The following is a 12,434-nucleotide window of genomic DNA, read 5'->3' as shown; positions in this document are numbered from 1 at the left end:
GTAGAGATCAAGTTATCGAAAAAAGAAGAGTATATGCAAATGTCTATGGAAAATATTACGTCGAGAACTCCATTCTCGGAGTTTTGGCGGAAATTTAAAAAACAAAAACTGGCATTTGCAGCCTTCTTTTTTGTTATATTTCTCGTCATCATCGCACTCATTGGTCCGGCAATTGTACCTTATGATGTGACAGAACCGGATTATGAAAATGTACTTTCGGGCCCATCTGCTAAGCATTGGGCCGGGACAGATGCTTATGGAAGAGATATATTTAGCCGTATTGTTGCAGGTACACAAATTTCGCTATATGTCGGTTTAACTTCGGTATTACTCGGTGCAGTTGGCGGAACCATTTTAGGACTTCTTGCAGGTTACTATGGAAAGTGGATGGACCGGGTCATCATGCGATTTTGTGATGTATTACTCGCATTTCCGGGGATTTTATTGGCAATTGGAATTATCGCGATTTTAGGCCCAGGTCTTGGAAATGTCATCATCGCTGTTGCGATATTTAGTATTCCCGTGTTTGCTCGTATTGTCCGCAGCTCGACGTTGGCGGTGAAATCGACGTTATATGTGGAAGCGACAAAGTCTGTAGGGGCAAAGCATCGCCGTGTGATTTGGAAGCATATCTTTCCAGGGACACTTTCGAGTATTATCGTCTATTTTACAATGCGTATCGGTACAGCGATTTTAACGGCAGCGAGTTTGAGTTTCCTTGGATTAGGGGCTCAACCACCTTCACCTGAGTGGGGAGCGATGTTAAGTGGTGGGCGAGATTATTTGAATATCGCACCGCATGTCACACTCTTTCCAGGGTTAGCGATCTTTGTTACCGTGTTGGCTTTTAACTTATTAGGCGATGGATTACGGGATGCACTCGATCCAAAAATTAAAGAGTAATTAATGGAGGTGAAGAGCGATGGATGATGTTTTATTGAGGGTGAATAATTTGCAAACACATTTTTCAAGTGAGTCTGGGGTTGTAAAAGCAGTAGATGGCGTGACATTTGAGGTTTCGAAGGGCGAAACACTTGGAATTGTTGGCGAGTCTGGTAGTGGAAAAAGTGTGACCTCGTTATCGATTATGAAGTTATTGAAAGACACACCAGGTCGGATTGCAGGTGGTGAAATAATCTATGATGGAGTTGACCTTGTCAATGTAAGTGAAAGCCAGATGCGAAAAATCCGTGGTAATGACATTGCGATGATCTTTCAAGAGCCGATGACCTCTTTAAACCCTGTCTATAAAATTGGACGTCAATTGGAAGAAGCTATCATTCTTCATTTGAAATTTACGAAAAAAGAAGCGCGCACACATGCCGTTCAAATGTTGACTGCGGTAGGGATTTCAAGGCCTGAAACAATTGTCAACGAATACCCTCATCAGCTTTCTGGTGGTATGCGGCAGCGGGTCATGATTGCTATGGCAATGGCTTGTAATCCAGCGTTATTAATCGCGGATGAGCCGACGACGGCATTGGACGTAACGATTCAAGCGCAAATATTAGATTTAATGCGGAATTTGACGAAAACATCGGATACAGCCATTTTGCTCATTACGCATGACTTAGGTGTCGTTGCAGAAATGTGTGATCGCGTAGTGGTTATGTATGCGGGGCGTGCAGTCGAGGAAAGTGATGTCTATTCACTATTTGCAAATCCAAAACATCCATACACGCAGGGATTATTGGCTTCTACGCCTAAAATGGGTGAGCGAGTAGAGCGATTGCAATCGATTCCTGGGAATGTGCCGATTCCAACGCGGATGCCTGAAGGATGTAAATTTGCACCAAGATGTCAATTTGCGATGGATATATGTTGGGAAAAAGAGCCGGAATATAAGGAAGTTTCAACGAAGCATTCTTGTAGATGTTGGCTGCATGAGGAGGTGCTTAACGATGAGTCAGAACTTGTTGGAAGTGCACAACGTTAAAAAATACTTTCCATTAAAGAAGAAAATGTTCAGTAAAACGCAGGAGTATGTCAAGGCTGTTGATGGTGTTTCGTTTACGGTGAAAGAGGGCGAAACGTTAAGCATCGTTGGTGAAAGTGGTTGTGGGAAATCAACGACTGGTCGTGTCTTGATGAAGTTGCTTGAGCCTACGGAAGGGAAGATTATTTTCGAGGGGCAGGATATTACGAATTTTAGCGAGGATGAAATTCGTCCGTATCGAAAAGAATTTCAAATGGTGTTCCAGGATCCGTACGCTTCCCTTAATCCGCGCTTGACGGTAAAGGAAATTATTGAAGAGCCGCTGATTGTGCATAATGTAGCCAAAGACAAGCGCGCAGCGCGTATTGCTGAGTTATTGGAAGTCGTTGGCTTGAATAAGTATCATGCAAATCGGTATCCCCATGAATTTAGTGGTGGGCAGCGTCAACGTATCGGGATTGCAAGGGCGCTCGCAGTGAATCCGAAACTGATTATTGCAGATGAGCCGGTATCGGCACTCGACGTGTCGATTCAGTCACAAATCCTCAATTTATTAAAAGACTTGCAGGAACAGTACAACTTAACCTATTTATTTATCGCCCATGATTTAAGTGTGGTTGAACATATCTCTGATCGTGTAGGTGTCATGTATTTAGGGCGATTCGTTGAATTGGCGGAACGGGATGAATTGTTCAAAACACCTCGTCATCCGTATACGAGAGCATTGTTAAGTGCAGTTCCAATTCCAGATCCTACAGTTAAGCGCGAACGTATCATTTTAAAAGGGGATATTCCGAGTCCGGCAAACCCACCTTCTGGCTGCACGTTTCATACGAGATGCCCTTACGCTCAACAAACATGTAAAGAGCAAGTACCCGCATTTCGTGATCTAGGCGAAGGTCATTTTGTAGCCTGTCATTTTGCAGAAGAATTGCAGGATCAGTAAGATGGCGAAAGTGAAATCAAGACTTCATGTCATATCGGTGCAGGAGGCCTATTTAACGATTATTGCCTATCAACTAGTAGACATCTTTGGTGAGGAAATCGAGTTGGTAGGCACGACATTACGAGAGTTAACAATGGGGGCAATAGAGGAACAGGATGTTGTTCTATTATCGAAAGAAGAGTTAAGAGGCATTACGCGGCCGTTTATACCTGAATCATGCCCAGTCATTGTTGCGGAGCGGGAAATCAATATCGTGGGCGCGAAAGAATTATTGAAGCTACCGAAAGGGCAACGAATTCTCGTGATTAGCAACACGTTTGAACATGCGGAGGGCGCGGCAGTGTCAATTGAAAATATCTATTTTGAACATGAATATACGGCGTATAACCCTATGGACTTAATCCCTCAAAACGTAGACCTCATTGTGACGCTTGGAGAAAGAGAACATGTCCCTAGGCAATTTGACAATGTCATTGATATCGGTCCAAGGACATTGGATCTCAAAACCATCCTTACACTAGCCGACCTTTTAAAGAGTGAGAGCAATCAGTTTGAATTAATGAATCGATTTTTCAAGTCGCAGCTAGCGCTGGCAGAAAAGGTCAATGAACAGCCTCGTTTTCAGTATGACAGCACATTTGTACAACGTGAGGGTGCGGGTTTTCAAGTCCGTGAACAGGTAGAAAAGGATTTGCCTTTATCGGAGGATTTGCTACGTGAAGTGATTGAGAAGATTGAAGAGCATGGTTTTTTGGAGGAAAGTTTAGCGATTTTACGGATTTATCAAGAAGGCAAGCGCAACTACGAATCATTTGGAAGAACTAAGGTGAAACAAGCGTTGCGTGAGGATGGCATTCTCTTATCTGATCAGCAGCTTCGGCTTCGATTAGAAGTCATGCAGGAATTAGGGCTAGTCCATGCACGTCTAGGCAGAGGTGGGACGAAGCTAGCCGATAAAGGTGAGGCATTTTTGGAGCGATATAAAAAATCTGTAGAAAAGTAGCGACCTATGCTACAACTACGGGGCTACTTCGCCGCCATTAGGGGAGCGTAGTGTGCATATGAAATGAAGCGATTTGTCGTGGAGGAGGCACTTATGAAGATTTTTATATCAGCGGACATAGAAGGGGTTTCAGGAGTCGTTCACGGCGAGCATACGTCTCGAGATGGTAGAGAGCATGACTATGCGAGGAGGCTCATGACGGAAGAAGTCAACGCATGTATTCAAGGAGCATTGGAGGCGGGGGCTGAAAAAATCGTTGTCAATGACTCGCATGGTACGATGCGTAATCTCTATCATGAACAATTACAGACAAAAGCGGAGCTCATTTTAGGTTCGCCCAAAAAGTTGGCTATGATGGAAGGAATCGATGCGGATTTTGACGCTGTTCTTTTTGTCGGCTATCATACGAAAATGGGCGACAATGGCATACTTAACCATACATTTAATGGACGAGTTGTGCGGTCGATTAAAATAAATGGTGTAGAACTTGGTGAATTTGGTTTAAATGCGCTTGTTGCGGGTCACTTTGGTGTGCCTGTGATTTTTGTCTCGGGCTGTAATTTACTCGCCGTTGAAGCTGCGAAATGCGTTCCGAATATTCATCAGGCAGTCGTCAAGCAAACCATTAGCCGTACGACAGCTCTGAATGTCCATCCGGCTGAAGCACGGGCGCTTATAAAAGAAGGTACTAAAAAAGCGCTGCAAAATTATGAAGCGATTCAACCTTTTACGATGGCGCCGCCATATGCAGTGCAAGTGACGTTTTTACATACAGGATTGGCGGATGCGGTAGAAATTCTACCGATTGTGACACGGGTCGATCCGCTGACGATTTCTTTTACAACGGATAATGTATTAGCTAGTTATCAATTGATTCGCAGTGCGATTATGATGGCTGCCTCTATTTCTTAAAGAAATAGCGGTAGCTTACTATAAATTCATTTGGAGTGAAGAGATTTGACACAACGTCATCCAGAAAAAATTAGAGAAAAAGGCATCATCATTGGTAGTCTACCTGTTGGAGAAAAGAATTGTATTACGGATGTAGAAGGGGTCAAGGTCGGGCATGTGACGCTGGATCATCCGTTAGAAAATGGCGAACATGCTTGTACGGGTGTGACGGCTATTTTGCCGCATGGGGAAGATTTGTTTCAACAGAAAGTCGTCGGTGCGAGCTATGTGTTAAATGGTTTTGGGAAAACGACAGGTCTCGTACAGGTGAATGAATTGGGGCTTATTGAGTCTCCGATTATGCTAACGAATACGTTTGCGGTGCCTGCTGTGACACAAGGGACATTGACGTATATGCTGGAGAATAACCCGGAGATTGGCGATACGACAGGCACCATCAATCTAGTGGTCGGGGAGTGCAACGATAGCCGATTAAATTCGATTCGTACAATGCCGGTTCAGCCTAATCATGCAGTTGCAGCGATTCAGGAAGCGTCGACGGATGTCGCGCCTGAAGGGGCTGTCGGTGCAGGTAAGGGCATGATTTGTTTTGGCTACAAGGGAGGAATTGGCTCTTCTTCGCGCATTGTGACAGATGACAGCACGGGGCAATCGTATACGATTGGTTGCATGGTATTAAGTAATTTTGGCAGGAAGGAAGATTTCCAGAGCCAAAAATATCATGTACCTGAAACGACGGATGTCCCGGCTTACCCAAAACCAGCGGACGGCTCCATTATTTTGGTGTTGGCTACAGATGCTCCACTTAGTAGTAGGCAATTGTTACGTGTAGCGAAAAGATGTGGCATTGGACTGGGGAGAACGGGAAGTCATTTTAGTCATGGAAGTGGTGACATTGTTATTGCTTTTTCTACGGCACATAAAATTCCACATACGGCAACAGCATCCGTCGAAACGCGGAGTCAGTTGCGCGAAGATCATGAAGTGATGAACAACCTTTTTGTTGGCGCGGCCGACGTTGCAGAAGAAGCCATCTTGAACTCGTTATCGCAGGCAGTGGCAACGACAGGGCGCAAGGGCAATGTTGTTCATGCCCATCCGAATTTATGAATCAAACCTTTTTCGTATACTATATAAGCTGAACTTATGATTTTCACCTAATCTTCTAGTGAAGGCGCCTTACATGCGGGAGGCATCTGCAAGCGCTGAGCGTGTTAAGAAGGTTCTTTTGTTCAACTTATATAGTACTTGAAAAGGTTTTTTTTGTTGATAATTGCAGGAGATGTAGCTAAACTATGAACATTCATCGAAAGTTCATAAAAATCGTTCAGACGGCCGAGTTAGTGGATTGACAATCTGAATCTATCAGTTACTATAGAAGAGTACTAAGTGATAATCGTTCTCATTATATAACCATGTCGGCAAGGATTCTTGTCTGAGGAAGGAAGTCAATGATTTTCCTTCTACAAAACCTATTTGGAAAGGAGGCGGTATTGCTCGTGAAAAAAGGGGTACTATTGTCGTTTGCCACTGCCATCCTAGTTTACATGGTGGGCACCGTTTATCTACCGAAAGCCCATGCTACTGATCTAGCAGAGGGGACATATGCTGTTGGGTATGAAATGTTGCAAGCCGAGAATGATTCGGTGTCGATTGCTAACGATTATTTCGAAAAGCCAGCTACGCTGACCATTGATAAAGATGGACAGTACATACAATTTACGGTGAATCACAGTGAATGGGTTAAAGTCATCCAAGCGAAAGATGGCGAATCATTTACCGACGTGCAAATCGTCAGCGAAGATTTGGAACAGGACACGCGTGTGGTGGCATTTAAAGTAGATGGAGATATTGCTGAGCCATTGCTTATGCAAATGCATGTCGTGATCGAGGAGATGGAACCCAAGTATGACCATAAATATACAGTCCGTCTAGCCCTCGATGTAGATACGTTGGAAGCGACGGATGCACCGGCAGTTGTCGTCAAAGCGACTGAACCTTCATCAGAAGAGGTGGCCGACAAAGCAGTTGATAAGCAAGATGAACCAATCGGTAATGCATTAATTTATAGTCTATTGGCAGCGCTACTCGTTGGAGCTATTATCCTAATTGTCGTTGTAAACAAGGCGCGTACAGCAAAAAAATCATAAAGAATTGAAGGAGAGAAACGAATGAAGAAACAACTAATTATGTTATTTACAGCACTACTTGTATTATTTACAGCATTGCCTGCTGCTCAATTTGAAGCAGCTGAAGTGACGGCTCAACAAGAATTTGAACTACCATTTGAAATTTTACAAGATGTTAGCGATGAAAAATCTGTCACAGATCAATATGTGCAAGACAAGGCGAAAATCGTAGTTGAAGACGGCAAGACATTTGCTTATGTGACGTTGACAAACACAGACTGGTGGCAGTCATTGAAAGTGCAAACGACACAACCAGGTACATTTACAGACAAAAACTTCGTAGACGCTGAAGTGGTAAGTGAAGATGTAGCTGCAAAAACGAAAATTGTTAAATTTCAAGTGCAGGATCTAAGCAAAGTATTGAATGCGAAAATCCACATTATTGTAACAGGTATCCCAGGACTGGGTGCATATGATAATAATTATGATATCCGTATGAAATTCGATAGCAGCAAAATCCCTGGGGTACTCAAAGACGGCGCATACACAATCGACTATAAAGCGTTGCACGCAGATGAAGACAAAGCTTCTTCAATGGCTCGTTTTATGGAAACACCTGCTTCACTTACTGTGAAAGACGGTAAAAAAGTAGTGGAACTAACACTTACGAACAACGAACAAATTACTGCATTCCAAGTGGAACAAGGGGAAGAATTTGTAGATGCAACAGTTGTAAAGACTGATGTTGCGGCGAACAAAAGAGTTGTTTCATTTGAAGTGGCTGATTTCTCAAAAGTGGTCAATGCGAAAGCAACTGTCTTCGTGGCAGCAGCAAACCATACAGGAAACTATGATTTTAGACTTTCATTCGATGAAACAAGCATTCAAGCAGTAAAAGCTCCAGTAGAAGTAAAATTTGAGGATATCAAAGGCACAGGCTTTGAAACATATATCGAGACACTTGCTGCGAAAGAAATCGTTAAAGGAACAACACCTACAACGTTTTCACCAGGCAATAACCTGACAAGAGCGCAATTTGCGATTATTTTAGCACGTGCACTTGAGCTTCCGAAGGCAGAATACCAAGGAACGTTTTCAGATGTACCGAAAAATCTAGATTGGGCTGTTTCTGAAATTGAAGCGGCAGCAAAAGCAGGTATTACAACAGGTAGTAACGGGAAATTCCGTCCATATGAATTCATTTCACGTGAACAAATGGCAACGATGATCATTCGCGCGATTGAGTATAAAGATGCAAGTATTTTGGAAGGCGTTACGACCGATGTGAAATTTGCAGATGCAGCTAGCATTTCTGACTACGCAAAAGCAAACGTTGACTATGCAGCAGGTCTTGGCATTATTGGTGGTAAAACAATCGATGGTAAGAAAGTATTTGATCCAAAAGCAAGCGCAACTCGTGGCCAAGCGTCTAAAATGGTTTACTATCTACTAGAAAATCTTGAAAAATAATATGTGACAGTTCATACCGGCGTCGCTGCTTCTGTAGCGGCAGCCGGTGTTGTCGGTGATAGAGATATTCGCTAGAAAGGAGCGTTTTCGTTGAGAAAAAAATCGATGCTAACGGTAGCGATGTTCGTTCTGTTATGGGCGATACTTCCCTTATTCACGCCTGGAAAAGTAGCGGCGGCATCCAAATTTGCAGATGGTGAGTATTCCGTGCCGTTTACGGTGTTAAAAGGGAATAGCGATGACGAATCGACGACGATTGATTACATGGTGAGTCCTGCAAAAGTGATGATTCAAAATGGAAAAACGTTTGCAGTTGTGACGTTAAATACGAGCTCTTGGTGGCAGTATTTCAAAGTACAATCAGCAAATGGTCTTGTGGATGTGGAAGTGCTAAGCACAGATACGGCAAAGGACCAACGGGTTGTTAAGTTTGAAGTGCAGGATATCGAAAAACTGCTCGATGCTAAAATTCATATCATTGTGACAGGCATTCCTGGCTTTTCGTATGACAATAAATACGACATTCGTTTTAAGTTTACGACAGCAGATATTCCATTAGCACCCGTTGCTGAAAAACCAGCACCTAAACCGACTGAGACAGATAAAACACCTGTCACGCCCCCACAAAAGCCAGCTGACAATAAACCGGATACCGTGACGAAGACGGAGAATACCCGTGTAGGTGCGCAAGGCGGGGCCAATGAAAAAAATGAAAAAACAGTTCCACCAACAGTGAACCCGGAAAAGAAAGCGGAGGATCCAGCAGCTGAGCCGTCTACTGAAGCACCCGTTGCACTGGATGCATCCGGTGCAACTGATGATGCTACCGACACAGCTATGTCTGTAGAGGAACCAGATACAGAAGAGGAACTTGCAGAAAATCTGGAACAAACAACAAGTGAAGTAGAGGAAGTTGCTGTCGGAGAAGTGAAAGGCGCATCGCAAGCGACTGTCCAAACTGGTCTTGCAGCAATTCTAGGCATTTTGGTCGTACTTCTCTTTGCAGGTCTTGGACTTTACGGCATCAAAAAACGTATACAGCCTCAATAAGGAAGTTAGATAGGTCTTGATATTTGTCATCAAGACCTTCTTCTACATAAGTAGCAAGGAGTTGTTAGAGCGATGCAGAAAGTGCGTAATCTATTTGTTCTACTAGCAGTTATTGTTGTGCTAGCTGGATGTTCATCAGGAAAAGATGGTTCGTCTAACGAAGAAACGAACGATGTACAAGGGGATCGGGTTGTGGCAACGACCGTTGCGCTAACGGAAATTATGGATGCACTCGAACTGGATTTAGTAGGAATCCCGTCCAGCTATAAGGATTTACCGAAACGTTATGAAGGTGCGAAAGAAGTTGGGAATCCAATGAGCCCCGATATGGAAATGCTATTGTCTCTGAAACCAACAGAGATTTTGTCTGTGACTACATTGAAATATGATTTACAAGAGATGTTTGACGAGCGAGGCATTGACATGACGTATGTCAATTTAGAAAGCATCGATGCCATGCACAGTGAGATTTTGAAACTTGGTGAAAAGTATGATCGCCAACAACAAGCGGAGACCATTGTCCAGCAGTTTGAAGAGAAAGTGGCTGACATTGAACAGTCGATAGAAGGAAAAAAACAGCCGTCCGTTCTTATTTTACTCGGCATTCCGGGTAGTTATCTCGTTGCAACAGAGAATTCCTATATTGGCGATTTGGTGAAGCGAAGCGGTGGGAAAAATGTCATTACCGGTGAGAGCGTAGAGTTTTTATCATCCAATACAGAACATTTACAGCAGGCGAAGCCGGATATCATTTTACGAGCAGCACATGGGATGCCAGAACAAGTCATCCAAATGTTTGACGAAGAATTCCGGACAAATGATGTGTGGAAACATTTTGAGGCTGTAAAAAACGATCGAGTCTATGATTTGGATGAACTACTATTTGGCACAACGGGTAATCTAGCAGCGATTGAAGCGTTGGATGAATTGCAAAAAATGTTGTATCCAGAATAAAGGTAGGTAAAAAAGATGCTTCATATAAATAGAAAAACGCTTAGTTTCATCGGTGTCATTACATTACTCATTATAGTCGTCGCATATGCTGCTACTACGGGGAGTATCCGCGTGACGCCAGTTGAACTGATTCAAGGGCTAATCACGGGAACGAATGATGATGTAGCGATTATTAAGGATTTACGGCTTCCGCGCATTATCATTGCCTTATTTGCAGGAGCAGCGCTGTCGGTAGCGGGCGTGTTGTTTCAAGCGGTGATGCGTAATCCGTTAGCAGATCCTGGCATTATCGGTGTGTCTGCAGGGGCAGGGTTTATGTCCATTGCGGTTGTAGCCTTGTTTCCGACACTCTATTTCTATGTGCCGCTCTTCGCTTTTGTAGGCGGTGCGTTAGCCTTTTTCCTCGTCTATTCTTTATCGTGGAAAACGGGGCTTGATCCGCTTCGCATGATATTAATCGGGGTTGCGGTGAACGCAGTGTTTACGGGATTGAGCCAGACGCTTGGGTTTAGCGGTAGCGCCATTACACAATCGATGAGCCAAGTGACGACATCGACGCTCACGATGAAGAAATGGGCTGACGTTGAAGTTATCGTCGTGTATGGAACGGTTGGCCTTATGCTAGCATTTACCCTTTATGCATGGTGCAATTATTTGGCGTTAAATGATAAAACCGCCAAGAGCCTTGGTGTCAATGTAAATCTTGCACGATTTGTCATTTCCTTAGTGGCAGTTCTGCTCGCATCGATTGCAACAGCTGTTGCAGGACTGTTCGCCTTTGTCGGCTTGTTGATTCCGCATATTGGTCGGGCTTTGGTCGGTTCAGATCATAAAGCACTCATCCCATTTTCAGCATTGGCGGGTGCGCTGTTGATCGTCACGGCGGATACGTTAGGCAGAATAGTTATTGCCCCCAATGAAATCCCGGCGTCCATTATCATGGGGGTTATCGGAGGAGTATTCCTCGTATTCTTACTGAGAAAGAGTGATCGAATATATGGACATTAAAGATATTACTTTTTCTTACGACCAAAAAGTGAATACGCTACGTGCGGTTAGCAGTACGATTGATACGGGGAAAGTGACGACGATTATTGGCCCGAATGGTTGTGGGAAGTCGACGTTGCTCGGTGTGATGTCAAATCATCATCAGCCGCAAAAGGGACAGGTACTATTGAATGGCAAGGGGATAACTGATTTCAAGCCGAAAGAACTGGCAAGGAAACTAGCCGTTGTCCATCAAAGCAATCATGCACCTGCCGATATGACGGTCGAAAAGCTCACGAGCTATGGCAGGATACCTTATAAGAAACCATTCACTGCGATTTCGGATGAAGACGAGCAAGCGGTTGCTTGGGCGTTAGATTGCACCAATCTGACAGAAAAACGCTCCATGCCGATTCACGCATTATCAGGTGGTCAAATGCAACGGGTTTGGATTGCCATGGCATTGGCGCAAAAAACCCCCTTTTTGTTCTTAGATGAACCGACGACGTATTTAGATATTTATTATCAGTATGAGCTGTTGGAACTCATCAAGCAGTTGAATCGTACACATGGCATGTCCATCGTCATGGTGTTACACGACATTAATCAGGCGATTCGTTATAGCGACGTCATTATTGTGATGAAAGATGGAGAGATTGTCGTAAAAGGTGCACCAAGTGAAGTGATCACGGCACAAACAATCAAAGAAATTTATGGCGTTGACGTCGCGGTTAAAACGGATCAAGAAGCAGGCATGTATATTGTGCCATTAGGTATTTGATAATTGTTTATTCATAATGGAAGACATCATTTCATACTAAAGAGATGGTGTCTTTTTTTGTTCAACTGAAAAAAGTAGATTGCCAAACGTAGTGAAAATAGCGTCTAGCAAAATATTTTTTTATTTGTGAACAAAATTTTCTGTATGCGATATATCGCATAATGGTGCGATTTGTAAGCGCATTCAAGAAAGTTCATTATTTATAATTGAGTAACAATTTAAAAAAGACTGTTGACTCTAGTGAAAATCCAAGATATGATGGCATC

General features: G+C 43.5%; 12 protein-coding genes. All 12 read left to right on the top strand.

Annotation, left to right across the window (positions count from 1 at the left end; translation table 11 throughout):
• Positions 1-33: 33 nt before the first annotated feature.
• The 12 genes from MKY34_RS21355 to MKY34_RS21300 all read left to right on the top strand — a co-directional run bounded on the left by MKY34_RS21355 (position 34) and on the right by MKY34_RS21300 (position 12,168).
• Positions 34-903 carry an ABC transporter permease subunit gene (locus MKY34_RS21355; RefSeq protein WP_342515330.1) on the top strand — a complete coding sequence of 290 codons (870 nt, stop codon included), beginning with the start codon at positions 34-36 and terminating at the stop codon, positions 901-903.
• Positions 904-922: 19 nt separating this feature from the next.
• The gene (locus MKY34_RS21350) at positions 923-1,936 is read left to right on the top strand and encodes an ABC transporter ATP-binding protein (protein WP_342513114.1); all 1,014 of its coding nucleotides are present in this window, start codon (positions 923-925) and stop codon (positions 1,934-1,936) included.
• A complete protein-coding gene (locus tag MKY34_RS21345; RefSeq protein ID WP_342513113.1) occupies positions 1,902-2,882 on the top strand; it encodes a dipeptide ABC transporter ATP-binding protein in 981 nt (326 codons plus the stop codon). The genes MKY34_RS21350 and MKY34_RS21345 overlap by 35 nt, the downstream gene beginning before the upstream one ends.
• Position 2,883: 1 nt before the next feature.
• Positions 2,884-3,885, top strand: coding sequence for a winged-helix domain-containing protein (locus MKY34_RS21340; protein ID WP_342513112.1), 1,002 nt, complete (start codon positions 2,884-2,886; stop codon positions 3,883-3,885).
• Positions 3,886-3,978: 93 nt separating this feature from the next.
• Positions 3,979-4,797 carry a M55 family metallopeptidase gene (locus tag MKY34_RS21335; protein WP_342513111.1) on the top strand — a complete coding sequence of 273 codons (819 nt, stop codon included), beginning with the start codon at positions 3,979-3,981 and terminating at the stop codon, positions 4,795-4,797.
• Positions 4,798-4,842: 45 nt separating this feature from the next.
• Positions 4,843-5,907, top strand: coding sequence for a P1 family peptidase (locus MKY34_RS21330; RefSeq protein WP_342513110.1), 1,065 nt, complete (start codon positions 4,843-4,845; stop codon positions 5,905-5,907).
• A 341-nt stretch (positions 5,908-6,248) separates the two neighbouring features.
• Complete coding sequence (locus tag MKY34_RS21325; RefSeq protein ID WP_342513109.1) at positions 6,249-6,947, top strand: NEAT domain-containing protein; 699 nt, start codon at positions 6,249-6,251, stop codon at positions 6,945-6,947.
• Positions 6,948-6,968: 21 nt separating this feature from the next.
• The gene (locus MKY34_RS21320) at positions 6,969-8,396 is read left to right on the top strand and encodes an NEAT domain-containing protein (protein ID WP_342513108.1); all 1,428 of its coding nucleotides are present in this window, start codon (positions 6,969-6,971) and stop codon (positions 8,394-8,396) included.
• Between the two features lie 90 nt (positions 8,397-8,486).
• The gene (locus tag MKY34_RS21315) at positions 8,487-9,446 is read left to right on the top strand and encodes an NEAT domain-containing protein (protein ID WP_342513107.1); all 960 of its coding nucleotides are present in this window, start codon (positions 8,487-8,489) and stop codon (positions 9,444-9,446) included.
• Positions 9,447-9,518: 72 nt separating this feature from the next.
• Positions 9,519-10,400, top strand: coding sequence for a heme ABC transporter substrate-binding protein IsdE (gene isdE / locus MKY34_RS21310; RefSeq protein ID WP_342513106.1), 882 nt, complete (start codon positions 9,519-9,521; stop codon positions 10,398-10,400).
• Positions 10,401-10,424: 24 nt separating this feature from the next.
• The gene (locus MKY34_RS21305; protein WP_342515329.1) at positions 10,425-11,408 is read left to right on the top strand and encodes an iron ABC transporter permease; all 984 of its coding nucleotides are present in this window, start codon (positions 10,425-10,427) and stop codon (positions 11,406-11,408) included.
• Positions 11,398-12,168 (top strand): ABC transporter ATP-binding protein, encoded by a 771-nt coding sequence (locus MKY34_RS21300; protein ID WP_342513105.1) that lies wholly within the window; start codon positions 11,398-11,400, stop codon positions 12,166-12,168. Before MKY34_RS21305 ends, MKY34_RS21300 begins: the two co-directional genes overlap by 11 nt.
• Positions 12,169-12,434 lie beyond the last annotated feature (266 nt).

The sequence above is a fragment of the Sporosarcina sp. FSL K6-1522 genome (assembly GCF_038622445.1).
Classification (GTDB): domain Bacteria; phylum Bacillota; class Bacilli; order Bacillales_A; family Planococcaceae; genus Sporosarcina.
Note: the sequence above shows the minus strand (reverse complement) of the source record. Positions and strands in the feature narration are given on the sequence as shown.